Source organism: Aeromonas sp. R5-3 (assembly GCF_040908225.1).
Classification (GTDB): Bacteria; Pseudomonadota; Gammaproteobacteria; order Enterobacterales; family Aeromonadaceae; genus Aeromonas; species Aeromonas dhakensis.
Genome location: NZ_JBFODH010000018.1, coordinates 280,745 through 304,947, shown reverse-complemented (window position 1 = coordinate 304,947; position 24,203 = coordinate 280,745). Strand labels below are relative to the sequence as shown.

21 protein-coding genes are annotated in these 24,203 nt (G+C 61.8%); 8 read left to right on the top strand and 13 right to left on the bottom strand.

All coding sequences use genetic code 11. From position 1 onward, the window contains the following. Positions 1–365 precede the first annotated feature (365 nt). On the bottom strand, positions 366–1,301 hold the full coding sequence (locus AB5Y95_RS09725; RefSeq protein ID WP_005302552.1) for a TIGR01212 family radical SAM protein: 936 nt from the start codon (positions 1,299–1,301) through the stop codon (positions 366–368). A 613-nt stretch (positions 1,302–1,914) separates the two neighbouring features. On the opposite strand from AB5Y95_RS09725, the gene gltB reads away from it, so the two are divergent. After that, positions 1,915–6,372 carry a glutamate synthase large subunit gene (gltB, locus tag AB5Y95_RS09720; protein ID WP_368160773.1) on the top strand — a complete coding sequence of 1,486 codons (4,458 nt, stop codon included), beginning with the start codon at positions 1,915–1,917 and terminating at the stop codon, positions 6,370–6,372. A 12-nt stretch (positions 6,373–6,384) separates the two neighbouring features. Further along, on the top strand, positions 6,385–7,800 hold the full coding sequence (locus AB5Y95_RS09715; protein ID WP_368160772.1) for an FAD-dependent oxidoreductase: 1,416 nt from the start codon (positions 6,385–6,387) through the stop codon (positions 7,798–7,800). A gap of 221 nt (positions 7,801–8,021) precedes the next feature. Here AB5Y95_RS09715 and AB5Y95_RS09710 read toward each other — a convergent pair whose 3' ends face one another. The 3 genes from AB5Y95_RS09710 to soxR form a co-directional block, all read right to left on the bottom strand. Then, positions 8,022–8,432 (bottom strand): nuclear transport factor 2 family protein, encoded by a 411-nt coding sequence (locus AB5Y95_RS09710; RefSeq protein WP_017780767.1) that lies wholly within the window; start codon positions 8,430–8,432, stop codon positions 8,022–8,024. A gap of 10 nt (positions 8,433–8,442) precedes the next feature. Beyond that, entirely contained in the window at positions 8,443–9,021 is a 579-nt protein-coding gene (locus tag AB5Y95_RS09705) for an O-methyltransferase (RefSeq protein WP_368160770.1), read from the bottom strand. 68 nt (positions 9,022–9,089) lie between these two features. Further along, positions 9,090–9,560, bottom strand: a complete 471-nt coding sequence (soxR, locus tag AB5Y95_RS09700) for a redox-sensitive transcriptional activator SoxR (RefSeq protein ID WP_005302563.1) — start codon at positions 9,558–9,560, stop codon at positions 9,090–9,092. A 66-nt stretch (positions 9,561–9,626) separates the two neighbouring features. On the opposite strand from soxR, the gene AB5Y95_RS09695 reads away from it, so the two are divergent. Further along, on the top strand, positions 9,627–10,625 hold the full coding sequence (locus tag AB5Y95_RS09695) for a questin oxidase family protein (protein WP_368160768.1): 999 nt from the start codon (positions 9,627–9,629) through the stop codon (positions 10,623–10,625). A gap of 29 nt (positions 10,626–10,654) precedes the next feature. Here the strand turns inward: AB5Y95_RS09695 and AB5Y95_RS09690 are convergent, their stop codons facing one another. From AB5Y95_RS09690 to AB5Y95_RS09660, 7 genes are all read right to left on the bottom strand, one after another. Further along, on the bottom strand, positions 10,655–11,089 hold the full coding sequence (locus AB5Y95_RS09690) for a hypothetical protein (protein ID WP_005302566.1): 435 nt from the start codon (positions 11,087–11,089) through the stop codon (positions 10,655–10,657). A 64-nt stretch (positions 11,090–11,153) separates the two neighbouring features. Further along, the gene (locus AB5Y95_RS09685) at positions 11,154–12,197 is read right to left on the bottom strand and encodes a M35 family metallo-endopeptidase (RefSeq protein ID WP_368160766.1); all 1,044 of its coding nucleotides are present in this window, start codon (positions 12,195–12,197) and stop codon (positions 11,154–11,156) included. Positions 12,198–12,454: 257 nt separating this feature from the next. After that, the gene (locus AB5Y95_RS09680) at positions 12,455–13,102 is read right to left on the bottom strand and encodes a DUF2913 family protein (RefSeq protein ID WP_017780762.1); all 648 of its coding nucleotides are present in this window, start codon (positions 13,100–13,102) and stop codon (positions 12,455–12,457) included. A gap of 95 nt (positions 13,103–13,197) precedes the next feature. Continuing rightward, complete coding sequence (locus tag AB5Y95_RS09675) at positions 13,198–14,493, bottom strand: DEAD/DEAH box helicase (RefSeq protein WP_005302574.1); 1,296 nt, start codon at positions 14,491–14,493, stop codon at positions 13,198–13,200. Between the two features lie 227 nt (positions 14,494–14,720). Further along, a complete protein-coding gene (gene speG, locus AB5Y95_RS09670) occupies positions 14,721–15,254 on the bottom strand; it encodes a spermidine N1-acetyltransferase (protein WP_017786184.1) in 534 nt (177 codons plus the stop codon). Positions 15,255–15,352: 98 nt separating this feature from the next. Continuing rightward, the gene (locus AB5Y95_RS09665) at positions 15,353–16,003 is read right to left on the bottom strand and encodes a DedA family protein (RefSeq protein ID WP_010633561.1); all 651 of its coding nucleotides are present in this window, start codon (positions 16,001–16,003) and stop codon (positions 15,353–15,355) included. A gap of 218 nt (positions 16,004–16,221) precedes the next feature. Continuing rightward, positions 16,222–17,805: a CHASE4 domain-containing protein gene (locus AB5Y95_RS09660; protein ID WP_206866781.1), complete on the bottom strand. Its 1,584-nt coding sequence runs from the start codon at positions 17,803–17,805 to the stop codon at positions 16,222–16,224. 222 nt (positions 17,806–18,027) lie between these two features. Here AB5Y95_RS09660 and AB5Y95_RS09655 point away from each other — a divergent pair, with 222 nt between their 5' ends. Beyond that, positions 18,028–18,990 carry an autotransporter domain-containing protein gene (locus AB5Y95_RS09655; protein ID WP_010633558.1) on the top strand — a complete coding sequence of 321 codons (963 nt, stop codon included), beginning with the start codon at positions 18,028–18,030 and terminating at the stop codon, positions 18,988–18,990. 125 nt (positions 18,991–19,115) lie between these two features. Here the strand turns inward: AB5Y95_RS09655 and AB5Y95_RS09650 are convergent, their stop codons facing one another. Further along, on the bottom strand, positions 19,116–19,487 hold the full coding sequence (locus AB5Y95_RS09650) for a hypothetical protein (RefSeq protein WP_368160763.1): 372 nt from the start codon (positions 19,485–19,487) through the stop codon (positions 19,116–19,118). 315 nt (positions 19,488–19,802) lie between these two features. On the opposite strand from AB5Y95_RS09650, the gene AB5Y95_RS09645 reads away from it, so the two are divergent. From AB5Y95_RS09645 to AB5Y95_RS09635, 3 genes are all read left to right on the top strand, one after another. Continuing rightward, the gene (locus tag AB5Y95_RS09645) at positions 19,803–20,051 is read left to right on the top strand and encodes a hypothetical protein (protein WP_017780756.1); all 249 of its coding nucleotides are present in this window, start codon (positions 19,803–19,805) and stop codon (positions 20,049–20,051) included. Positions 20,052–20,076: 25 nt separating this feature from the next. Then, complete coding sequence (locus tag AB5Y95_RS09640; protein ID WP_052248741.1) at positions 20,077–20,970, top strand: nuclease-related domain-containing protein; 894 nt, start codon at positions 20,077–20,079, stop codon at positions 20,968–20,970. 109 nt (positions 20,971–21,079) lie between these two features. Next, positions 21,080–21,643: a hypothetical protein gene (locus tag AB5Y95_RS09635; RefSeq protein WP_024943431.1), complete on the top strand. Its 564-nt coding sequence runs from the start codon at positions 21,080–21,082 to the stop codon at positions 21,641–21,643. Between the two features lie 60 nt (positions 21,644–21,703). Here AB5Y95_RS09635 and AB5Y95_RS09630 read toward each other — a convergent pair whose 3' ends face one another. Next, positions 21,704–22,876 (bottom strand): DUF1615 domain-containing protein, encoded by a 1,173-nt coding sequence (locus AB5Y95_RS09630; protein WP_368160760.1) that lies wholly within the window; start codon positions 22,874–22,876, stop codon positions 21,704–21,706. Between the two features lie 234 nt (positions 22,877–23,110). Here AB5Y95_RS09630 and AB5Y95_RS09625 point away from each other — a divergent pair, with 234 nt between their 5' ends. Next, the gene (locus AB5Y95_RS09625; protein WP_368160758.1) at positions 23,111–24,139 is read left to right on the top strand and encodes a sterol desaturase family protein; all 1,029 of its coding nucleotides are present in this window, start codon (positions 23,111–23,113) and stop codon (positions 24,137–24,139) included. Positions 24,140–24,203: the final 64 nt, after the last annotated feature.

Genomic DNA, 24,203 nt, shown 5'->3' with positions numbered 1-24,203 from the left:
ATACCGATATTCAAGCCTCACGGGCATCGTTGGCGCAGACATGCCCGTGACATAAAGAACAGCGCTCCCCAAAAAAGGAGCTACAGCCTGATACACACTAAAAGCACAGGTACATGACACTGGATGTCATCGACAGACCTGAACGGCATTATGCCCAAAGCGGGGACGGCAGGTCAGGCTGTTGATCGCGACACAGGGTGGCGCCATGCCCGATATATCCCGTCCAAATTGGAAATAATACAAGCTTATTGATAATGATATCTTTTTCAAGCCAAGTACTATATCAAGACAATTTTACCGAAACTATACCGCAAAGACTGAATTTCATCTAATAACCCACTGTTTTTTTAATGAAATCTGACGACCTAATCAATATTGCCCACAAGGGAAAACGGGCGCCCCAACGCCTGACCCTGAGGACCGGTGCGGGCCAGCGCACTAGCAATATCAGCCATCGCTGTCCAGCGGTTCTCGCACCAGGCGGGGGCCAACAGGGTTGGCCGGCGCGCTGAAGCCGAGATGCGGTGATACACCACTTCGGGGGGGGTGTGCTGGATCATGGCGACTGCCGCCTCGACATACTGATCCAGACTCAAGACATCGAGCCTCCCCGCCTGCCAGGCCTTGCCGAGGGTGCTGCCCTCCACCACATGCAGCGGGTGAAGCTTGATCCCCTCCACGCCGGTATCCACGATACGGTGCAGGGTATCCAGGCTGTTCATCGGCACCTCGCCGGGCAAACCCACGATGAGGTGGGCACACACCTTGATGCCCCGCTGATGGGCCCGGGTCACCGCATCCACATAGGCGGCATAGCCGTGGCCCCGGTTGATGCGCTGCAGCGTCTTGTCGTTGGCGCTCTGCAGCCCCAGCTCCAGCCACACCTCGTAACCCCGGGCCTGATAACCGGCCAGCAGGTCCAGCACCGCATCCGGCACGCAATCTGGGCGCGTCCCCACACACAAGCCCACCATGTCGCTCACCGACAGCGCCTCTTCATACATGCGCTGCAGGTACTCCACTTCGGCATAGGTGCTGGTATAGGCCTGAAAATAGGCGAGATAGCGCTTGGCGCGGGTCACTTCGTCCCGACGGGCCAGCAGTTGCTGCACCACGGAGAGCTGCTGGGCCGATTCGTCGGCAAAGGAGGAGACATTGCAGAAGGTGCAGCCACCACGCCCCAGGGTGCCATCACGATTGGGGCAGGTGAAGGCGCCGTGAATGGAGAGCTTGTGGATCTTCTGGCCATGGCGCTGCTTGAGATCCTGGCCGAATGTATTGACGAGTTCGTGTAACTGCATGACACCTCCAGTAAAGGAGCGTCATTGTACGAGCTTGCCCGTACGGGGTGCTGCGCTGGATCAAGGGATACGAGAGTCAGAAAAACATATAAATATTCACCAATAACAGGATAAATATCAGTTAACCGGACATTCTCGACGCTTTCGAGACCCATCCCCCTTCTGACCAGCCTTCAGCATGGCTGCATAATTGTTAGCTAACATTCTGTTGAATAATGAAAATTTTTCTTTAGACGGGGATTTGGCAAATGCAAGTCATTCACATCAGTAATGTGATCTCAACCAGCCACTCCGGCAGTGAATTGGTAAATTTACTACAAACACCCACACCCACCGAGTCAACCAACAAAACCCGACACATCAGGATTTAATCTCGCAAAAATAAAAAACACCAGAGCAATAGCCAATTACCACCCCATTTATCCTCGCGCATCGAGATTTTGTTATGACATTGTAATAATGAAAACAGCCGGGATGTCCAATTGACCTTGCCGAAAAATCCCATTAGTTTGGAGATTCGCCACCTCAGGCGGACGGAACCACAAGAGCCAATCGCAATTTATGCAGTCTGTTGACGACAGCGCGATGCAAGGCCGAGCAAGGGAGAAATGCAATGTCACTATATGATCCAAAGCTGGAGAGGGATAACTGTGGCTTCGGCCTGTTGGCCCACATGGAAGGTGAAGCCAGCCACAAGCTTGTCCGTCTCGCGATGTCAGCATTGGCTCGCATGCAGCACCGCGGCGGTATCTCCGCCGATGGCAAGACCGGCGACGGCTGCGGTCTGTTGCTGCAAAAACCCGACAGCTTCTTTAGAGCGGTCGCCGAAGAGAAGGGATGGCACCTGGGCCGCAACTACGCGGTCGGCATGCTGTTCCTCAACCCCGATCCCATCCTGGCCCAGGCCACGCGCGACATCATCGACGAGGAGCTGGAAAAGGAGACCCTGAGTCTGGTCGGCTGGCGCAAGGTGCCCATCGATACCAACGTACTCGGCTCCATCGCCAAGGCATCCTTGCCCAGCATTGAACAGGTCTTTGTCAACGCCCCGCCCGGCTGGGTCGACAAGGATCTCGAGCGCCGCCTCTACATCGTGCGCCGCCGCATCGAGAAGCGCATCAGCGACGACTACTTCTATGTGGTCAGCCTCTCCAACCTGGTCACCGTCTACAAAGGGCTGTGCATGCCGGTGGACCTGCCGCGCTTCTATCTGGATCTCGCCGACATCCGCATGCAGGCGGCCATCTGCGTGTTCCACCAGCGCTTCTCCACCAACACCAGCCCGCGCTGGCCGCTGGCGCAGCCATTCCGTTATCTGGCCCACAACGGCGAGATCAACACCATCGCCGGCAACCGCCAATGGGCCAAAGCGCGCAGCTACAAGTTCGCCACCCCGCTGATCCCGGATCTGCAAGAAGCCGCCCCCTTCGTCAACACCACGGGGTCGGACTCCTCCAGCCTGGACAACATGCTGGATCTGTTCCTGGCCGGCGGCATGGACCTGTTCCGTGCCATGCGCCTGTTGATCCCGCCTGCGTGGCAGAAGCACCCGAACATGGATGACGACCTGCGCGCTTTCTACGACTTTAACTCCATGCACATGGAGCCCTGGGATGGCCCGGCCGGCATCGTCATGACCGACGGCCGCTACGCCACCTGTGCGCTCGACAGAAACGGCCTGCGTCCGGCCCGCTATGTCATCACCAAGGACAAGTTCATCACGCTGGCCTCCGAAGTGGGCACCTGGGACTACACCCCGGACGAGGTGCTGGAGAAGGGCCGGGTCGGCCCGGGCGAGCTGTTCGTGGTGGATACCAGCAACGGCAAGATCTGGACCAGCTTCGAGATCGACGACGACCTCAAGAGCCGTCACACCTACAAGCAGTGGATGGACAAGCACTGCAAGCGATTGGTGCCGTTCGAGCAGATGGATGACGCCAGCACCGGCGCCCGCGAGTTCTCCGACGAGCAGCTGAAAACCTATCAGAAGCTGTTCGGCTACTCCTATGAGGAGCTGGATCAGATCATCCGGGTACTGGGTGAAAACGGCCAGGAAGCGGTGGGCTCCATGGGGGATGACACCCCCATGGCGGTGCTCTCCTCCAGCCAGCGCACCCTGTACGACTACTTCCGCCAGATGTTCGCCCAGGTGACCAACCCGCCCATCGATCCGCTGCGAGAAAACCACGTGATGTCGCTGGCCACCTGTATCGGCCGCGAGCAGAACGTGTTCAACGAGACCTTCGGCCACGCCCACCGGGTGCTGTTCCAGTCGCCGATCCTGCTCTACTCCGACTTCCACCAGCTGCTGGCCCTGGAAGGGGAGCACTATCGCCATCAGGTGATCAGCCTCAACTTCAGACCCGAAGAGGGGCTGGAAGCGGCCATTCTACGCGTCTGTGAAGAGGCAAAGGCTGCCGCCAAGGCCGGCACCGTGCTGCTGGTGCTCTCGGATCGGGACGTCAGTGCCGACACCCTGCCCATCCCGGCCGCCATGGCGGTGGGGGCGGTGCAGCGTACCCTGGTGGACAACAACCTGCGCTGCGACGCCAACATCCTGGTGGAGACCGCCAGCGTGCGCGACCCGCACCACTTCTCGGTGCTGCTGGGCTTTGGCGCCACCGCCATCTACCCCTACCTCGCCTACGAGACCCTTGCCAAGCAGGTAGAAGAGGGCGTGCTCAAGATGAGCCTGCGCCAGGCCATGCTCAACTACCGCAACGGCATCAACAAAGGGCTCTACAAGGTGATGTCCAAGATGGGCATCAGCACTGTGGCCAGCTACCGTTGCTCCCAGCTGTTTGAAGCGGTGGGCCTCTCCAAAGCCGTGGTCGAGATGTGTTTTCGCGGCGTATCGAGCCGCATTCAGGGCGCCGACTTTGCCGACATCCAGCAGGATCAGTTCAATCTGGCGCGTCAGGCCTGGCTGGCTCGCAAGGCCCTCACCCAGGGCGGCCTGCTCAAATTCGTCCACGGCGGCGAGTACCACACCTACAACCCGGACGTGGTGCAGACCCTGCAGACCGCGGTACGCTCCGGCAACTATGCCGATTACAAGGAGTACGCCCGTCTGGTGAACGAGCGGCCGGTAGCCACCCTGCGCGATCTGCTCACCCTCAAGAAGGTCGACAACCCGGTGGCACTGGAACAGGTGGAGCCGGCGGCCAAGCTGTTCCCCCGCTTCGACTCCGCCGCCATGTCCATCGGCGCCCTGGGCCCGGAAGCCCACGAGGCGCTGGCGGTGGCCATGAACCGCCTCGGCGGTCAGAGCAACTCCGGCGAAGGCGGTGAAGATCCCAAGCGCTTCGGTACCGAGAAGAATTCGCGCATCAAGCAGGTGGCCTCGGGGCGCTTCGGCGTCACCCCCCACTACCTGATGAACGCCGACGTGGTGCAGATCAAGGTGGCCCAAGGCGCCAAGCCCGGCGAAGGGGGCCAACTGCCCGGTGACAAGGTGACGGCCCAGATCGCCAAGCTGCGTTACTCGGTACCCGGCGTAACGCTTATCTCGCCGCCGCCGCACCACGACATCTACTCCATCGAGGATCTGGCCCAGCTCATCTTCGACATCAAGCAGATCAACCCGAACTGCCTGGTGTCGGTCAAGCTGGTTTCCGAGCCCGGCGTTGGCACCATCGCCTGCGGCGTGGCCAAGGCCTACGCGGACTTCATCACCGTCTCCGGCTACGACGGCGGCACCGGCGCGAGCCCGCTCACTTCGGTCAAATACGCTGGCTCCCCCTGGGAGCTGGGGCTGGCCGAGACTCAGCAGGCCCTGGTCGCCAACGGCCTGCGCCACAAGGTGCGTCTACAGGTGGATGGCGGTCTCAAGACCGGTCTCGACATCATCAAGGCGGCCATCCTCGGCGCCGAGAGCTTCGGCTTCGGCACCGGCCCCATGGTGGCGCTCGGCTGCAAGTACCTGCGGATCTGTCACCTGAACAACTGCGCCACCGGCGTCGCCACCCAGGATGAGAAGCTGCGCCGCGAGCACTTCACCGGTCTGCCGGAGATGGTGATGAACTACTTCAAGTTCATCGCCGAGGAGACTCGCGAGCTGATGGCCCAGCTTGGTGTCACCCAGCTCACCGACCTCATCGGTCGTACCGACCTGCTGGAGGCCCTGCCCGGCCTCACCGCCCGTCAAGCCAAGCTGGATCTCTCCGGTATTCTGGCCCGCCCGGTAGCACCGGAAGGCTCCAGCCTGTTCAGCCAGCAGCACAACCCCACCTTCGACAAGGGGCCGCTCAACCTCAAGATGGTGGAAGACCTGCTGGACGCGGTGGAAAATATGAGCGGTGGCGAGTTCCGCTACGACATCCGCAACACCGACCGCTCCGTGGGGGCGCGCCTCTCCGGCGAAATCGTCAAGCGCCACGGCAACCAGGGGATGGCGGCCGATCCGGTCAAGGTGCACTTCAACGGTACCGCCGGCCAGAGCTTCGGCGTCTGGAACGCGGGGGGCCTCGAGATGATCCTCACCGGGGATGCCAACGACTACGTGGGCAAGGGGATGACCGGCGGCAAGCTGGTGATCAAGCCCCACGTCGGCGTGGCGTTCAAGTCCCACGAGGCGGCCATCATCGGCAACACCTGCCTCTACGGCGCCACCGGCGGCAAGCTCTATGCCGCAGGCACCGCCGGCGAGCGCTTCGCGGTGCGCAACTCAGGGGCCCTCGCGGTGGTCGAGGGGATCGGTGACAACGGCTGTGAATACATGACAGGCGGTATCGTCACCGTGCTCGGCGAGACCGGCGTCAACTTCGCGGCGGGCATGACCGGGGGCTTTGCCTACGTGCTCGACGAGTGCGGCAGCTTCGCCAAGCGCACCAACCCCGAGCTGGTTGAACTGCTGGATGTGGCGGATCTGGCCATCCACCAGGAGCACCTGCGCGGCATCATCACGGCGCACCTCAACGAAACCGGCAGCTCGCGCGCCGAGGAGATCCTGGCCAATTTCGACTCCTATGTGCCCAAGTTCAGGCTGATCAAACCCAAGTCCAGCGACGTCAAGTCCCTGTTGGGTCACACCAGCCGTTCCAGTGCAGAACTCAGAATCCAGGCGCAATAAGGAGGGAACCCTATGAGCCAGAACGTATTCCAGTTTATCGACGTCCAGCGGGTCGACCCGCCCAAGAAGCCGCTCAAGATCCGCAAGATCCAGTTTGTGGAGATCTACGAGTCCTTCAACCAGGCCCAGGTCGGCATGCAGGCGGATCGCTGCCTCGACTGCGGCAACCCCTATTGCGAGTGGAAGTGTCCGGTGCACAACTACATCCCCAACTGGCTGAAACTGGCCAACGAGGGGCGCATTCTGGAGGCGGTGGAGCTCTCCCACCAGACCAACAGCCTGCCGGAGGTGTGCGGCCGGGTCTGCCCGCAGGATCGTCTGTGCGAGGGTGCCTGCACCCTCAACGATCGCTTCGGCGCCGTGACCATAGGCAACATCGAAAAATACATCACCGACAAGGCGTTCGAGATGGGCTGGCGCCCTGATCTCTCCAAGGTGGTCAAGACCGGCAAGCGGGTCGCCGTCATCGGCGCCGGTCCCGCGGGCCTCGCCTGTGCCGACGTGCTGGCACGCAACGGCGTCACCCCGGTGGTGTTCGACAAGTATCCGGAGATCGGGGGCCTGCTCACCTTCGGCATTCCCTCCTTCAAGCTGGAGAAAGAGGTGATGCAGCGTCGGCGCGAGATCTTCGAGGGGATGGGGGTGGAGTTTCGCCTCGAGACCGAAGTGGGCCGTGACGTCACCTTCGCCGACCTGCTTGGCGAGTTCGATGCGGTCTTCCTCGGGGTCGGCACCTACAAATATATGAAGGGCGGTTTCGAGAACGAGTCTGCGCCGGGGGTTTACGACGCCCTGCCCTACCTCATCTCCAACGCGAACCGCTTGCTGGGCTTCGAGAAGGCGCAAGCCGATTACATCGACTTCGCCGGCAAGCAGGTGGTGGTACTGGGGGGCGGCGATACCGCCATGGACTGCGTGCGCACCGCCATCCGTCAAGGGGCCGATCGGGTGATCTGTGCCTACCGCCGCGACGCCGAGAACATGCCGGGCTCCAAGCGGGAGGTGAAGAACGCCCAGGAGGAAGGGGTGGAATTTATGTTCAACCTCCAGCCCATCGGCGTGGAGCTGGACGCCCACGGCCGTACCTGCGGCATCAAGGTGGTGAGCACCGAGCTTGGCGCCCCCGATGCCAACGGCCGCCGCAATCCGGTAGTCATTGAAGGCTCCGAGCAGGTTCTGGTTGCCGATGCGGTGGTGATGGCGTTCGGCTTCCAGCCCAACCCCCAGCCCTGGATGGCGGAGTACGGCATCGAGCTCGACGGCCGGGATCGCATCAAGGCGCCGGAGCAGGCCGAGTATGCCTTCCAGACCAGCAACCCCAAGGTGTTCGCCGGTGGTGACGCGGTGCGCGGCTCGGATCTGGTGGTCACCGCCATCTACGAGGGTCGCAAGGCCGCCGAAGGGATCATGGACTATCTGGCCGTATAACCCGCCATCCCTGACCTGTACCAACTAACAAACAGCCCCGCTTATGCGGGGCTGTTGTTTTATGTTTGCCGCAAACCGCGATGCAATACCGGGAACACCCTAGCCAGGTCATGTCGGTGGGGCGCCTGGAAATCATGAAAAGGGGAACATGAGGCGGGCGACGGGCTTATCACGGCACATCATGATCCCCTCCGCTGGCGGTAGCGCGCCAGCGGAGGGGATCAGGCGGGTTGCGGCTCCCGCGGTATGGTGGTGACCCAGTGGCGACGCCAGTGCGGCGCCTCGTAGAGATCGGGCCAGAACTCGGTCTGGTGCCAGATGGCATTGCCGCGCACCGTGTGAAAGGTGATGGCACGGGCCTCCACCTCGCCATCGGTGATCAGCACCTCGGTCACCACTTCCCGCCCCTGCTCCAGCAGGCGGACGACGTCGAAATTCCAGGGCCCGGCCGCCGGATAGCGCCGGTTGATCTCGACGAAGTTGCTACGCCCCTCGATCCGCTCCCCCGACTGGGGCCAGTCGCAGATGAAATCTTCACACAGCCAGCGGGCTGCCTTGGCAAAATCATTGCTCTGCATGGCGTGCCAGTAGGCCTCCACCACCGCTCTTGGTTCCATGGTCTTGTTTTCCATCCCAGCCCTCCTACAGACGCACCACCAGCCACTCCCCCTTGCCCACCGGCACCAGCACGGTCGCGAAGGCCGGATCCTGCTCCACCTCTGCCATCCACTCGGCCAGCTCCTCCCGATGGGAGACGGCATTGTCCACCACCAGCAGGCCACGGGGGGCCAGCAGGCGCTGGATCTCGGGCCACCAGGCCTGGTAATGGCGGCGATCGGAGTCGAGGAAGATGAGCTGATAAGCGGCCCTCGGCAGGGTGGGCAGCAGCGTGCCTGCGTCCCCTGCCAGCTGCTCAATCCAGGGGGCGAGCCCGGCGCGCTCAAAGTTGGCGGCCGCCATGGCCCGTTTGCCCTCGTCCAGCTCTATGGTGATGACCCGCCCGCCCAGCCGTTTCACTGCTTCAGCCAGCCAGAGGGTGGAGTAGCCGTTGGAGGTGCCTATCTCCAGCACCGCATCGGCCCCCCTGGTCTGTACCAGCACCGCCAGCAGTTCGCCGGTGTCGCGGGTAATGTTGAGCATCTTGCTGCCACGGGAGTGTTGTGCGCCGTCGTGCCGCTCGCCAAACAGCTCCAGCTCCCGTTTCAGTTGTTCCAGTGCCATGTCTCCTCCTTGACGGTGTAAACGAGTCGGCCCGGTGCATGGCATGGCTGGGCCGACCCCGATGTTCATCATGTGGCTGCCTGTTCGTCATCCGGGGGCGTATCCCCCAGCAGGTAGCGAGGGCCGCTGCCAAGGGCGGCGGCCTGATCATCCGGATTGTAAAGTGCGCAGTGCTCCAGCGAGAGGCAACCACAGCCGACACAGGCGCCGAGCTTTTCCTTGAGCTGCTGCAGGGCCGCGATGCGCCGATCGAGCAGCCCCTGCCACTGACCGGCAATCCCGACCCAGTCGCTGCGATCCGGGGTGCGCCCCTCGGGCAGGCCGGCCAGGGCCTCGCCTATCTCGCCAAGGCTCAGCCCCATGCCCTGCGCCACCCGGATGAAGGCGATGCGACGCAGCACATCCTGCGGATAGAGCCGCTGTCCCCCGTCGCTGCGCACGCTGCGGATCAGCCCCTTCTGCTCGTAAAAGCGCAGGGCGCTGGCCTTGACGCCCGAGCGTTTGGCAATCTGGCCGATGGCCAGCCATTTGCGTTCCATCGCCACGCTTGACCTCAAGTTAGCTTTAACTTGCACAATCCTGTCTCCCCTCATGAAAGGAGTCAAATGATTATGCATTATCTTCATCAACTGCTCGATGCCAACCAGGCATTTGCCCTCAATGGTCGCGGCACCACCAACCACTGCCCGATGGCGCTGCACGCCCTGCATGAGATGAGCGCCAGCCCAGCGCGGCTGCAGCGTTTCTTTGCCCACTGGCAGGCCAACCATGCCCTGCCGGGGGGTGAGCAACAGCAGGGGGATGAAAAGGAGATGCAGTTTGTCCGGCTGCGTCAGCAGTTGGCAGCACGGCTGGCCGCTGAGGGTTGGCTACCCGCCTTTGGCGACCTGCTGGAGCAGGGGCTCTCCCCGGCAGGCGGCGCCTTTCATCCGCTGATCCGCCTGGCCTGCGCGCTGGAAAATGGTCACCTGGGAGAGCAGGCCGCCGCCCTGGCTGCCTGGCAATGCGACCCCTTGCGGGTGCCGGCCGGGCAGGGAGCACCGGTGCAGGATATCGACGGCCTGCTGAGCGTACTGGCGCAGCAGTGGGAAGGGTCGCGCTGGCAGGGCGACTGGATCACCGAGCGACTGCGGCAGGTGACGGATGCGCCGATCTGGGCGGCGAGATTGCCGGGCGGGCTCCCGTCATCCTCGGATCTGCTGGTGCAGCTGGCCGACGCAGCCCTCGCCCTCTACTGGCAGACCGGCAACTTTACCGTGCTGCACATGGTGACCGGCAGTCGCGCCGCCGCCATCGTCGCCCGCCATTTGCCCGCGCCATGGCAAGGGTGCTGGCAGACCCTGATGTGGCAGGCGGTGGCGGCCGCCTATGTCACGGTCGGCGCACCGTCACTGAAAAGGCAGGTCTGGCCCGATACCGGCAAGCTGGTGTGGCAAAACGTGCTGGCCAGCGCAGTGGAGAGCCTCGACGATCATGTGATCAAGCTGGTGCACTGCTGCTGGCGGGAGGGGCTCGCCAGGCCTTTACTGGCGGAGCGTTATCTGGCGGTGGCAGCCCGTGCAACGGGTCTGCTGGCGCCCCTTAGCAGGCCGGATGCCATCTAAGGGCTGGGCTCCACAGGATGGGGCCGCCCTTAGGAGGCGGGCAGCCGGGTGAAGTGAATGACGGGGCAGCGGGGGGCCACGCCCCGGGTCAGGGTCAGCGGCTGGGCACGGTAGCTGAGCCGGTAGCTGCCGGGCCGGGAGAGATCGTAGACCAGGGTCAGATCCGCGTCGGCCTGACTCTGCTGACCAGCCCCCAGCAGAAAGAAATCCTCGGCGCCCGGGTTGCCCCGCTTGGCGAGCGGGCCCTTGTAGGGCAGCGGCTGTTCATCGAGGGTGAGATCGATGGCATCGGCAAACCAGCCTTCGAACGGCGTGAACCAGCTCAGCACCTCGAGCGGTCCCTCCCCCCGGTTGGTCAGGGTCATCACCAGCGGCAGCGGCTCGTTGACCCGGCTTTGTGCCTTGACCGACAGCTCGCACTGCAGGGGGGCCAGCGCCAGGGTGGTGAGCAAGAGTGTCATCATGGTCGCTCCTTCCTGTGACAAACGACATGGACAAAAAGGGGCCTTGCGGCCCCCGGTCGGCAAATCAGTTTTCGCTCGGCGTGTTTTCGGCGAAGTACTCGTGGTTGTCGGCGTTGTTGAGCGCCTTGACCGGATCCGTCTTCGCCAGGTTGCGGGCATTGGCCTGACCGTAACCCAGATCGTCGGTGCCCGCCACCACATTGAAGTGGCTCAGCTCGTGGACAATGGTGCCGGCACGGGAATCGGTCCCGCTGACCGGTGCGGTCCAGAAGCTCTTGCACAGGTAGACCTTGTAGGGCTGATCCGGATAGACATAGGCAAAGTAGCTCTGCTTGCAACCACAGTCGAAGGTGAGCGGCTTGTTGTCGATGGCATCCTTGATCTTACTGAAGTGGGTCTCGGCCTGATCCCAGCGCGACGCATCATAGGCGCCAAACCAGCTGCGGTAACGCTGGCCATCCGGCTTGTCCACCGCCAGGTAGCTGCTGGAGTTGTTGGTGATGCCGCTGGCGGCATCCAGCGCCGCCAGGATGTCGCTCTTCTGTGTGTTGGTGCAGCGGCCGCTGAAACTGACCGAGGCGGTCACCGTCTGCGGCTCGACCAGGGGAGCCGCCTTGGCCAGCACCCGCTCGTCGCTCACCCCTTCCACCCACAGGGTCACGGCATTGGACTCGCTCGCCTGGGCCTGCTTGGCCTTGGCGGCTTTCGCCTCTTGTGGCAGCGTCGGCAGCAGATAGCGGATGCTGTACTGGCCCTGGGCGCTCATGTCGTAGAGACCGGAGACTTCAGCCTGCACCGTCAGGCTCTGGCCGGCCTTGAGCAGCTGGAAGTCCTTGTCGGTCGGGGCAGCCCGCTTGATCAGGGCCCCCTCATAGCTGACCTGCTGGCCGTCCCGCTCCACCAGGAACAGGGGGGCATCCTCGCTGCCCGGCAGTTGCCATTTGAGCAGGCGAACCGGCTTGTCCCCTGTGTTGGTCAGGGTCAGGTTGACGCGCACGTCGTCGCTGCTGCCATCCACCAGGGTGAGCTTGGCATCGAGCCCGGCGGCGCAGAGCGGAGAGGCCAGCACGCCGGCCAGCAACAGGGCAATGGGAGTCGCTTTCATCATGTTTCCTCATTCATTGAGTGTCGCCTTGTCAGGCGGTTTGCTTCCTTCAAGGCCCTCTTTGGGGCTCAACCACCCTAGAGCAGTTTTTTTCTGCGACCATCCCACCATATGGGTGACGCCCCCCAGGATAGGGGGAACGCCAGGCATCCCTCGCTGCTGCGACAACAATCGCGGCCCCTCCCCCTTGCCCCTTGTCTGCGGCGGATTGCGTCCATAAAAGACCCCGGCACCGAGCCGGGGTCTTAGACAAATGGCACTCACTCTTTGCAGGGGCCCGCCAGCAGGGCCAGCGCTGGCAGCGCATTGCCCGGCACCAACCGGTAGGCCTTGTGGTGCTTGACCAGGGTGGTCTTCTTGTTGCCCTGGCTCAGCAGCAGGCCGTGGGTGAAGGCGCCTTGCGCCAATCGGGCCTCGTCGCCGCGCACATAGAGGGTGAGCGGCTTGACCAGCTCACCCGCCTCGATATGGCCCTGATATTCGCTGGCACTGATGATGAGGCTCGGCTGGCCGCCCGACTGCAGGCGCAGCTTGGCGCTCACCTCGCTGTCGGTGATCACTAACCAACCCTCGGCCGCGAGCTCGGCCAGCAGGGCCGCCAGCTTGCTCCCCAGCTGCAGCGGTTCGCATGTGGCCCGCTCATACTGGCGAATGATCCGCTCAAGCAGCCCCTTGAGATCGGCGCCGGCCCCCAGGGTGCGGCCCAGCTGCACCCACTCTTTCAAATCTTCCATCACCAGGCGGGAGAAGCGCTTCTCCTTGAGGGATTCCGCCATCCAGCTGCAGAGAAAGTGGCTCTCTTGCGCCGGGGTGCGCTTGCCAGCCTTCTGCTCGGCGGTACGGGCCAGTTCGGCCAGGCTCTGGCCGGCCATCTCGAGCAGGGCCTGATTGTAGGTGGGAGAGGTCATAAGCAATCCTTCAGTTGACCGCGACGGGTCAACACCGATGACAGAGAAGGCAAAGGCGCCAGTGGCGCCTTTGCGGTTCAATAGAGCGTGCGCCCTTATTTAGGCTGACGCGGCTTCTTGGCGGCCGCCAGGCGCTTGAGGCGCTGGCCCTGCAACTTGGACTCCGCCATGGCCTGGGCGGCGGCGTTGTCTTCACGCTGGGGGCGCTTGCCGAAGCGGCGGCGCTCCTGCAGCTGCTTGATCAGCTCGTCGCGGCTGCTCACCTCGTAGCCCGGCACCATGATGCGGCGGATCTTCTGGCCGATCAGCGCCTCGATCTCCAGCAGGGTGCGCTCTTCTTCGCGGCTGACGAAGGAGATGGCCATGCCGCTCTTGCCGGCGCGACCGGTACGGCCGATGCGGTGCACATAGTCTTCGGCGAGGAACGGCAGATCATAGTTGACCACGTATTCGAGGTTCGGGATGTCCAGCCCGCGCGCGGCCACTTCGGTGGCTACCAGCACCCGCAGCTTGCCTTCGCTGAATTCGCGCAGGGCGCGGCGACGGCTGCCCTGGGCCTTGTCACCGTGCACCACGGCGGACTTGATGCCATCCAGGTTCAGCTCCTCCACCAGCTCGTCGCAGCTCTCGCGGGTGCTGGCGAACACCAGTACCTGCTGCCAGTTCTGCTTGCCGATGAGCTCGGAGAGCAGCTCGCGCTTGCGCTTCTGCTCCACCGGGTAAACGGTGTGACTGACGGTGTCGGCAGTGGAGTTCTGCTTGTTGACCGCCACCACCTGCGGCTTGTCCAGCATCAGGTTGGCCAGCTTTTTCACCGCCTCGGAGAAGGTGGCGGAGAACAGCAGGTTCTGGCGGGTCTTGTTGACCGCCTGCAGGATCTTCTGCACATCGGCGCTAAAGCCCATGTCGAGGATGCGGTCCGCTTCGTCCAGCACCAGGGTCTCGACCCCGGAGAGGCTCAGGTTGCAAGCGGTGAGGTGTTCGAGCAGACGGCCCGGGGTCGCCACGATAATGTGAGCGCCCGCTTTCAACCGCTTGGCCTGCACGTCCTGCTTGCCGCCACCAACGATGGTGAGGGTGGTGATATCCAGATACTTGGCGAAGTCATTGATGTTGCTCGCCACCTGGGCCGCCAGCTCGCGGGTCGGGGTCAGGATCAGCACCCGGGCGTTGGAAGGCTGTACCGGCGCCGGATTGTCCACCAGTCGCTGCAGGATCGGCAGGGCAAAGGCGGCGGTCTTGCCGGTGCCGGTCTGGGCGCTGGCCAGCAGGTCGCGGCCACGGCGCACGGCCGGGATGGCCTGGCTCTGCACAGGGGTCATCTCCTGATAACCGCACTCTGAGATGGCGCGCAAAATCTCGGGGGCAAAATCGAACGATTCAAATCTCATAATGGGTTCCTGTGTTCCAGCGGGACTGTGGCTGGCCTGGTTGGCTCGGCATGAGCAAGAAGTCGGCTATGACCACCGACGGCTGTGCCTGACATCAAGTCAGAGAGTGGCCGGAAAATGGCGGGCGCGAAGTGTAACAGATAGGCGGCGCAAATTCTGCCTCAAAAACGTCCCTTTTCACGGCGTCCCGGATCGCCCCCCATGGGCCGGTCCGGGCTGGCTCCAGCTTAGCCTTCCCGCCCGTTTCTGACCTGGAAATCGCGCTGAAACAGGCACATGCGGATGGCGGTACGGTAGTGACCATCGATGAAGAACTCCTCTTTGAGCTCCCCTTCCGGCTCGAATCCCAGCGCCTGATAGATGTGGATGGCCCGGACATTGTCCCGATCGACGATGAGATAGAGCTTGTGCAGGTTGAGCACGTTGAAGGCGTACGTCATCGCCTTTAGGGTTGCGCTCCTGGCATACCCCTTCCCCTGATGGGCGGGGGCGATGATGATCTGGAATTCGGCGCGGCGATGGATGCTGCGAATGTCCACTAGCTCCACCAGCCCCACCTGGCTGCCTGCCACCTCGAGGATGAAGCGGCGCTCATGCTGGTCGTGGATGTGCTTGTCATAGAGCTGGGCCAGCTCCATGTAAGCCTCGTAAGGCTCCTCGAACCAGTAGCGCATGATGCTGGCGTTGTTGTTGAGCTGATGAACGAACTTGAGATCCTCGCGCTCGAGGGGACGAAGGGTCAGGGTGTCGGGAGATGACATAAGGTACCTGCTTGCAGATTGGAAGGGCGCCGGCCAGCCAAAGGGGGCGGCGCCATGACATGAAGAGGGGGAGAAACGGGGACAAGGCCCCTGCCCCCTTAGCGGATGCGGTTGGTCGGTCGCTTGAGCAGACGGATGGCGATGGCCGCCATGGCAATAACGAAGAGGCCGAGCGAGGTTACCAGCAGGCACTTGGTCAGCAGCTCGTGGTGCTGGGCGAACACCGGGGTCGCCATCACGAACTTGCCCACCAGGCTCAATACCAGGGCCCAGAGGAAGGCGCTGGCGAAGCTGGCGATCATCACCCGTGGCAGATGCAGACGCGAGACCCCCATCAGCATGGGCGTCAACACCCGCACGAACGGCACGAAGCGGGAGGAGAACATGGCCCAGAAGCCGTAGTTGTGCAGCAGGCGCGAGGCTCGCGGCAGGCTGCCATCCGGTATCATTCGCTCCACGTGGCCCATGAAGGAGGTGCCGTGCAGCGCCTGGCCCTGCACGTAGGCGATGAGGCTGCCAAGCCCGGCGGCAAGCGGCATGTAGAGCAGCGTCACCTCGGGGCCGAGCACCCCCATGCCCACCAAGCCACCGGCCAGCAGCACCAGGCTGTCGCCGGGCAGGGGCAGGAACACGAAACTCGATTCAAGAAACAGGATCACCACCAGGCAGGTGACGAGCAGGCCCACGGCCTGCATCTGGATCAATTGGTCAAAGTCCTGTTGCCATATGGCAAGCAGCATCTCCTGCATCTGGTGACTCCCATCAACTTCATGAGGTGGCCCGACGGCCTCCGGTGCGGCAGACCCTCCCCTGTCGCCAACCCCTCTCTTCCCTGAGGGTGGCCCGTTATACACCCGGCCAAGTGAACAAGAAATTAATACAGGTCACGGATAGACGAGATAATCGGCTGCGGGCCCTAAAAAAATGAGGCCCGCATCTGTCGTGCGGGCCCCGGCCATCCAGGTACTCAGCTGTATTTGAGCCGCTGCAGCTTGGTGAGGGTGAGCAGGGTCTGGGCCGAGAGATCGCACACCGACAGCACGAAGGCGAGCTCGTCCGGGTGCCAGACCTCCTCCAGCCGGGCCCGCTCGGCGATGATGAAACCGAGCAGCTCATCCCCGTGCTTGAGGGGCGCCATCAGAATGGTGCCAGAGAGCCCCTCCAGCCCGAGCTGGGCCAGCATGGCGCCAAAGCGGGTCAGATCGTAGGGCTCGCGCAGGATGAGGCAGGGCTCGTGCTCGGGCTTGGAGGATTCGTAGCGCCCCTGGATCAGCGCATAGGGCAGGTGAAACCCCTGCTGATGGTGGAGCTTGGGCAGGAAGAAGAGATCCTGGCAGTACATGGATTGCCTGTCTTCGGCGCAGAACCAGACGCTGGCCCGCGCCGCCCCGGTGCCGGCGCAGATCGCCTCGTTGATGTGACGGGCGGCCTGGCCCGGATCCTCGCCGGTCAGCAGATCGCTCTTGGCCAGGTGAATGAGGGCGCCGTGCTGCAACTTCTGGCGGGCTTCGCTGTCGGCCTGCTGCTGGCGCAGGCTGTCGAGATGATCGAGCATCCGGTTGCAGTCGACGGCCACCTGGGAGATCTCGTCACTGCCCTCCACCAGCAGGCGGCGCACCGCGCCGTCCTCGCCGATGAGCCGCAGATTGGCACTCAACCGCTGCAGGCGGGCGGCGATATAGCCGTTGAGGATCAGCAGCACCAGGCCACCAAACAGCAGTACCCCCAGGCTCAGCAGCCAGAAGATGCGCCGCTCGACGGCCTTGCCCTCCAGCATCAGATCCCGTGGCAGGGTGAAGCGAAAGATCAGGGGATCTTCCTCTCGCAAGGTATCGATCTGGGCCAGGGTGAGCAGCCGCTCCTCCTGCGGCAGGATCAGGCTGTCATTGGCCCTGAGCCTGGCCAGGGTGGTGACCCCCAGGCTGGTGGCCAGCTGCTGCGGACTGAGAAACGAGAGCGACAGATTGGTGCGCTTTTGCAGCTGATGAACCAGCCGGGTATTGAAAGCCTTGAGCAGCAGCAGGGTGCCGCGGCTCGGCCCCTCCCCCTCGCTGGTCAGGATCTGGGTGGCGGCCAGCAGGTAGTAGCGCTCCCCGTCGAACCAGATGCCGCCATTGGGCTTGAGGCTGCCGTAGCGCACCAGATAGTCGGTGAGCGGCGCGAGCTCGTCCGGCGTCTGCGCCAGCAACTTGCCGCCATGATAGGCAAAGGCCACCTGCGGCTGCTTGTCGGCGTCATAAAGAGCCACCAGATCCACCGCCAGGGTCTCGAAGGTGCGGGCGTTGAGGTTGGCCGCCAGATAGGCGGGATCCCGGCTCGCCATGTAGGCGTAGGTGTCATCCCACTCAGACCAGTCCTGCCCCAGGATGGTGAGCTGATCCAGTTCGGCCTGCACCACGGCCCTGACCCGCTCGCGGTTGCGCTCCACGCTCAGGCGCTCCAGCTCGCCGAACTTGTTGCCCACCACATAATGGAGGCCGACATAGCCGACCCCCAGCAACAGCAGCAGCGTCAGCACTATGGTCAGCGTAATCTTGCGGCTGATCTTCATCTTTACCCACACTCCCGAACAGGTGACCCATTGAGTTTAATGGATTTTGCCTCGCCATCCGCCTTGTGTGCGAAAAACCTCGCCAGAGTGCTCAACCCTTCGCCGCGGGGATAAAACGTCGCCTGGAAAGGTTCATTCGACTCGGCATATGAGCTGCCAAGCCAGCCAAAAATCGCTACAGTGTAACCGTGCCTCAGCGCAAGAGGCGTCACGGAGCCCGCCATGCTCATACCACTCGTTCACCCGCTGCGCAGCGCCCTGCTGCTCACCCCGCTGCTTGGCCTCGGCCAGCCGGCCATGGCCGAGGAGGAGTCGCGGGTGCAACAACGCGCCAATGCGGTGGTCTCCCTGATGACCTTTACCGTGGTGCCCGACATCACCGCCAGCAACATCAACATCGGCAGCGGCACCAATCAATCCTCGGCCCTCAACATGACCCAGGTCGGCGGCGGCGCCACCATGAGCGAGAGCGTGCCGGTTTATCTGGAAGGAACCCTGGGATTCAGCCGCTACGATCCCCAGTTCGTGATCAGCAACGGCAGCGAGAGCCGCACCCTCCCCACCAAGTGGAACAGCCTGACGGCCACCGGCGGGATCGGCTGGGACATAGGGCTGCACCGGGACAGACACGGCGGCAACCTGGTGCTGCGCCCCATCGGCAACGTCACCCTCGGCACGGTGGCGAGCGATCTGCGCATCGGCAACTGGCTGCTGGGCCAGTACACCGGCAAGAACCTCGACTTTCTCGATGGTGGCCGGCTCGACGTCTATGGCCTCGGCGGCGCCATGATGCTGGACTACGAGCTCTTCTCCCCCGCTCAGGACATCGACGCCGAGCTGCGTTACTCCTATCAGCACCTGCAGAGTTTTGGCGGCACCGCCGCCAGCGTGACCGGCCAGGCCAACGCCGAAAACCTCGGCCTCTATCTGCGCCGCCGCGCCCCCATCGGCAGTCTGACGCTGCTGGGCAAACCCGTGCGCTACGTGCTGGAGGGGGCTCGCACCGAATACCTGGGCGAGCAGCGCGGCCTGCTCGGCTTCAACTCCCTCAACTCTCTCGGCCTCGGGCTGGAGCTCGACAGCAGCAAGTACGATATCTTCGTCACCCGCACCCGGCTGGTGGCCCGCTATATGTTCAGCCACAACACCAGCGGCTACGGCGTCGGGCTGGCGATGAGCTTCTAGGCCAATCCTTCATTTATTTGCCTGCGCCGCTGGCTCCGCAATGGGTCCAGCCTCCACGGCGACAGCATCGGGCTGGCGATGCACCGCCAGGCCAACCCCTGCACTTATTTGCCTGCGCCGCTGGCTCAGGGCGTTGTGCCGCCTTCCTCGTCAAAGGTGGCGGCCAGGGACACCAAATAGACCGTCATGCCCCGCTGGCTATCAGACACACCGCCTATCACTTTTGCCGGCCCCGGAGAGAGGAAGACCTGGTTGCTGAGCTCGCGCCGCTCGCCACTCTTGCTCAGCTGCAAGATGGTGATGTGGTAGACACCCGCGTCCTGACTGTCGCGTGTCACCTTCACCCGCTCCCCCTCTCTTTCGAACTGCCACACGGGGCCACCCTGGGCAGGGATCTCGATGTAACGGCTTTGCGCTGACAGTGGCTGCACGGTCAATTCCGTCGCACTCGCGGCAGAGCCAGCAAGCAGCAGGCTAAAGAGTATGGCGTTTGTCATGATGACTTCCTTCCCGGTTCATATGGTATTGCCGTGGCACAAGGTAAACGGGTTGCCAGCAGGCAACCCTCATTTGCTTTACAAAAAGGTGGCAATCCTAACCAGTTTTCATCGCATAGCACAGGGGCCTCCCTCAACGCGGCTCCCTACGCCAGGCTGTCACTACCAACCGCTTGATCCCGCTCGCACTTTTTCATCATTGAGTGATTTAACATTGCCAGATGACCCTGTATAAAAAGAGAACGCCCTTGTCTGCTGCACCAACCATGGATATCAGGGGCTCCCCAGACGGAAGAGATCGACAAGGACATCACCATGGCCAAGTTCCTCAATACCAGTGCAACCAATTACTTTCTTGAAGAACTGATCAAGGACGCCAAGGAGCGACTGATCCTGATCAGCCCCTTCCTCAAGCTCAATGCACGGAATGCAGATCTGGCGCCGGCTTGCCACAACACGGTACTGAGGACCAGCAAATGGGGAGATACCAGGGGCAATAGTTTCTGGGGCTGCCCCGGCTATCCCAAATGCCGCAGCATCATCCCCATCGAGACACATCCTTGACCCGGGTCTGTGAAGGCTAAATCACATGGATATCACTGCTGCCATAGCGCCGCTGCTGACTCAGTTCTGGTTTCTTCTGCCACTGCTGTTGATTGCCACCCTGATCAAAACACCCTGGTTCAAGGGGATGGTCGGGGAGTGGTTTATCAATCTCAGCCTCCGTCTCTTTCTCGACAAGCAGGAATATCACCTGCTCAAGGACGTGACCCTACCCACCCCGCAGGGCACGACCCAGATAGACCATGTGCTGGTGTCACGCTTCGGGGTCTTCGTGATAGAGACCAAAAACATAAAGGGGTGGATATTCGGCAATCCTGCCCATAAAAGCTGGACCCAGCAGATCTATCGCCGCAGGCACAGTTTTCAAAATCCCCTGCGCCAGAACTATCTGCATGTGATGACCCTCAGATCCCTGCTTGGGCTGGCGGATCACCAGCTTCACTCCATCATCTACTTCATTGGCGACTGCGCTTTCAAAACCCCTATGCCGGACAACGTGATGAACCGCGGGCTCATTCGTTATATCAAAGGCAAAACCACACCGGTTTTGACACCTGCCGAAGTCACCCGGGTTATCGACACCATCCAGCGGGGACGACTGGCCGCCAACTGGCAGACCCACAGACAGCATGTCACCCAGCTCAAGGCGCGCCATGCCGACCCATCCTTCAAAACTGTGTCCACCCATACCCCTGTCAGGCAATCAGTCACAAGCCTGCCATCACAGGACGCATCGCCACTGGACAGTCCATCTCCACTTTGCCCCAGATGTGGCAACACAATGGTCTTGCGTACCGCGACTCGGGGTGAAAACAAGGGCAGTCAGTTTTGGGGATGCAGCAGGTTTCCAAAATGCAGATACATTACTTTGTTAGATAATCAGTCCCCTATGTCGGAGAACACTATACCGAATCATTAAACGGACCAGAGATTATTGAATCTGTGCAGGGGATTATTTTATGTCTACACCCTGTCACAACTTAAACACCCTTGGTCTAGACACATCAGTACATTTATGGAGCAATAACATGCAAGTGTTTTTAGATAAACTAATGGCTCGTTTGCACAGCAGATATACAACTATTTTTTCTCACTATTACCCGGCACATGGCTCTACCGGTTTCACCGAACGAAATCTCACCAACAACTTTGTTTCTGCACTTGAAAGCCTTTACCCTGGTTCATGCTTCTCATGGTTTGAGGCTCCAATCAGCCTCACAGAAAAGAAACATATGGACGCAGTTGTTTTCACTGAAACTGAGCTTTTTCTTATTGAGGCTAAGCGTTTTACTGCACCTCAATCAAAAACTAATAGTGTCAGGCATGACATTGAGCGAATGCAGTCCAGTGAAGCCCTTCTATTGCTTGAAAAGGGATTGATTAACCCAATACCGCGCCAGCGGTATGCAGTAGTACTGGCAGATGTTTGGACAGAAACTAAAGGAAAACAAGATATCTTCGATACTTGGCCAACCTGCCTAAATAGCGGCCCATTTCTCTATAGTAAGGCACTAGATTTTTCTGATCTCCCGATCGAAGGAGAGTGGAAAAACAATTACAAGATACTGGTTGCGGTTAAAGAGTTAACTTGAAACCATGATATTTACATAAGACCAAGGCGGCCAATTGGCCGCCTTTGTTGTTGAAAGGTATCAGCGGATCGTCGCCATCTTCTGCACGCAGCGCTGTTCGCGTTCATCCACCCGCTTGGCAAACCAGGCGGTGGTGAGGTTGCGGGTGATCTTGGGGCTTTTCAGCTGGATGCCGGGCAGGATGGCGCGCGGCAGCCGTTTGCCCGCTTTCTGGTCTGCCAGCGTGAACACGCGATGATAGAGGTCGCTCTGGCCAAATTCGGCAGTATCGCCGAGCTTGAGGCTCTGGTGGATGGCCTGCTTGCTCATGCTGAGCTGGCCGGCGATGGCATGAACCGCGAGCTCGGTCTTGCCCGGCAGATCGGAGTCGTAGCGAATGAGATCCCCGTCCAGCGCCAGGGTCTTGCCGCTCAGCCGGCTCACCGCGGCCTGGAAGGCGGCATTGCGGCTCGCATACCAGCCCGCATTGAAGTCAGCGAAGCGGTAGAGGGTGTCGGGGTAGTCGGCCGGGTAGCCGAAGATGTGCTTGGTACCAAACCAGATGCCACCGCGGCGGGTGAACACCTCGTGGCGAATGGAATCCTTGACCGGATAGGGGTAGCCGCGGGAGTTGGCCTCGGCAAAGGCGACGCTCACCTGCATGGGGCCGCCGGTACGCACCGGGTTCATGTTGCCAAAGAGCTGCTTGCCCATCGGCACCTCCCCGATCATGTCTTCAAAGATCTCGCTCATCTCCCGCTCGGTACGCAACTTGTCGATGCGCTCGGCGTAGGTTTTGCCGGTGGGGGATTTGATGGAGAGCGCGGTGCGCACCACAAACTCAGGGATCAGCAGCTTGCCTGCGCGGGCGTTGATCTCCTTCCAGGCTATCTTGCCAAGGCCCGGCACCACGGGGTCGGCCTGGTAGGTGGCCTCCTGCTCGGCCACCGCCAGCACGGTACAGACGTTGTGATCGCTCACCGTCAGCCCCTGACTGGTGAGTGCCGTCACCACGTCGTTGGCCCAGCCCGGCTTGTCCACCACATTGCGCGGCAAGAAGGTGACGATGCGGCTCTTCATGTCGGCCGGCTTTTGCGGCTGCATCGCCTTGGGAATGGGACGCCCCGCCGGGGTCCCCGAGGTCGACGGCGTGGCCGGTGCAGGCGGCTCGCTGGCACAACCGGCGAGCAGCAAGGTGACGAGCAGCGGCAACCCGCGCACGACCACAGTAGGAGAGAATAGAGACATGATCATCAAGGCATCCGGTACAGAGACTGTGCCCGACCTGTATCAGGCGAGCAAATGGTCGCTCATTGTAGAGGATTGATCCACAAGGCTAAAGCCTGATGGCCGTGGCGTTCTATTATACCTGACAGCCCCTGCCGTCATCCCCTCGCAAACCTGGATACAAAGGCCCATTGATAAGCTTTTATCGAGAGTGATTTACATTTAGAATGCCGCCGCCCGGACGCTCACGGTATGGACCCCATGGACAGACTGACCCTTCTCTTTGACCCCGTGCAGCGGTGGCTGATCACGCCGCTCTGGCACTGCCTCACCGGATTGCTCGATTTCAATGGGCGCCTGGGTGTCCCCTTCCTGCTGGTCTCGGGCACGATCGCCTACCTGCTCTATCGCTATCGACGCCGCCAGGGAGATCCCGGCGCCCGCAGCTTTAGCAGTTTCCTCGGGGGCCGGGCCGTCTGGCTGCACCCCTCGGCTCTGCTCGACTACCAATACTATCTGGTGCGGGCGCTGCTCCATGTGGCGCTGATCCTGCCGATCCTGGCCCTGCTCCACCCCTGGCTGCTGCAGGCTGAGGATGTCCAGTCTGCCCTGACCCGGCTGTGGGGGGAGCGTCCCCGGCTGGCCGAGGCGAGCTGGCTGATGATGCTCTACGGTCTGGGCGTCTTTCTCATCAGCGATCTGGTGCATTACTGGCTGCACCGCGCCTTCCACAGTCGCTGGCTCTGGGAGTTTCACAAGGTACACCACAGCGCGACCGTCATGGTGCCGCCGACAGCGAGCCGCATCCATCTGGTGGAGAAGCTGTGCGAGATGCTGGCCAAGGGGAGCTGTCTTGCCCTCTACGCCGGCGCCTTCCACTGGCTGTGTGGCGGCACCGTGCGCCCCTACACCCTGTTCGGGGTGAGCTACCTGGTGCTGCTGTTTAACTCCCTGGCTGCCAACCTGCGCCACACCCATGTCTGGCTCTCGTTTGGCCCGCGGCTCGAACATGTCTTCAACAGCCCGGCCCAGCACCAGATCCACCACAGCCGTGATCCCCGCCACTTCAACCACAACTTCGGCACCAACCTCTCGCTCTGGGACTGGTGGTTCGGCACCCTCTATGTGACCAACAGCCAACCCGAGCCACTCTCTTTCGGGGTCGGTCCCAGGGACAACGAGCGCTACAGCCACCTGAGCGCGCTCATCCTGCGCCCCTTCCTGGTCACCGCACTCAAGCTGTGGCGCACCCTGCCGCGCCCGCGCGGGCGTAATGCGATGGCCGATTGAGCCTGGCAGCCATAAAAAACGCCACCTTGCAGTGGCGTTTTTTATTGGCGAAGAAGCGTGCTGG

Bases quoted from the DNA above. Each gene is read 5' to 3' on its own strand.
- AB5Y95_RS09725 (WP_005302552.1), bottom strand. From the start codon at position 1,301: ATGCAGTTACACGAACTCGTCAATACATTCGGCCAGGATCTCAAGCAG.
- gltB (WP_368160773.1), top strand. From the start codon at position 1,915: ATGTCACTATATGATCCAAAGCTGGAGAGGGATAACTGTGGCTTCGGC.
- AB5Y95_RS09715 (WP_368160772.1), top strand. From the start codon at position 6,385: ATGAGCCAGAACGTATTCCAGTTTATCGACGTCCAGCGGGTCGACCCG.
- AB5Y95_RS09710 (WP_017780767.1), bottom strand. From the start codon at position 8,432: ATGGAAAACAAGACCATGGAACCAAGAGCGGTGGTGGAGGCCTACTGG.
- AB5Y95_RS09705 (WP_368160770.1), bottom strand. From the start codon at position 9,021: ATGGCACTGGAACAACTGAAACGGGAGCTGGAGCTGTTTGGCGAGCGG.
- soxR (WP_005302563.1), bottom strand. From the start codon at position 9,560: ATGGAACGCAAATGGCTGGCCATCGGCCAGATTGCCAAACGCTCGGGC.
- AB5Y95_RS09695 (WP_368160768.1), top strand. From the start codon at position 9,627: ATGATTATGCATTATCTTCATCAACTGCTCGATGCCAACCAGGCATTT.
- AB5Y95_RS09690 (WP_005302566.1), bottom strand. From the start codon at position 11,089: ATGATGACACTCTTGCTCACCACCCTGGCGCTGGCCCCCCTGCAGTGC.
- AB5Y95_RS09685 (WP_368160766.1), bottom strand. From the start codon at position 12,197: ATGATGAAAGCGACTCCCATTGCCCTGTTGCTGGCCGGCGTGCTGGCC.
- AB5Y95_RS09680 (WP_017780762.1), bottom strand. From the start codon at position 13,102: ATGACCTCTCCCACCTACAATCAGGCCCTGCTCGAGATGGCCGGCCAG.
- AB5Y95_RS09675 (WP_005302574.1), bottom strand. From the start codon at position 14,493: ATGAGATTTGAATCGTTCGATTTTGCCCCCGAGATTTTGCGCGCCATC.
- speG (WP_017786184.1), bottom strand. From the start codon at position 15,254: ATGTCATCTCCCGACACCCTGACCCTTCGTCCCCTCGAGCGCGAGGAT.
- AB5Y95_RS09665 (WP_010633561.1), bottom strand. From the start codon at position 16,003: ATGCAGGAGATGCTGCTTGCCATATGGCAACAGGACTTTGACCAATTG.
- AB5Y95_RS09660 (WP_206866781.1), bottom strand. From the start codon at position 17,805: ATGAAGATCAGCCGCAAGATTACGCTGACCATAGTGCTGACGCTGCTG.
- AB5Y95_RS09655 (WP_010633558.1), top strand. From the start codon at position 18,028: ATGCTCATACCACTCGTTCACCCGCTGCGCAGCGCCCTGCTGCTCACC.
- AB5Y95_RS09650 (WP_368160763.1), bottom strand. From the start codon at position 19,487: ATGACAAACGCCATACTCTTTAGCCTGCTGCTTGCTGGCTCTGCCGCG.
- AB5Y95_RS09645 (WP_017780756.1), top strand. From the start codon at position 19,803: ATGGCCAAGTTCCTCAATACCAGTGCAACCAATTACTTTCTTGAAGAA.
- AB5Y95_RS09640 (WP_052248741.1), top strand. From the start codon at position 20,077: ATGGATATCACTGCTGCCATAGCGCCGCTGCTGACTCAGTTCTGGTTT.
- AB5Y95_RS09635 (WP_024943431.1), top strand. From the start codon at position 21,080: ATGCAAGTGTTTTTAGATAAACTAATGGCTCGTTTGCACAGCAGATAT.
- AB5Y95_RS09630 (WP_368160760.1), bottom strand. From the start codon at position 22,876: ATGATCATGTCTCTATTCTCTCCTACTGTGGTCGTGCGCGGGTTGCCG.
- AB5Y95_RS09625 (WP_368160758.1), top strand. From the start codon at position 23,111: ATGGACAGACTGACCCTTCTCTTTGACCCCGTGCAGCGGTGGCTGATC.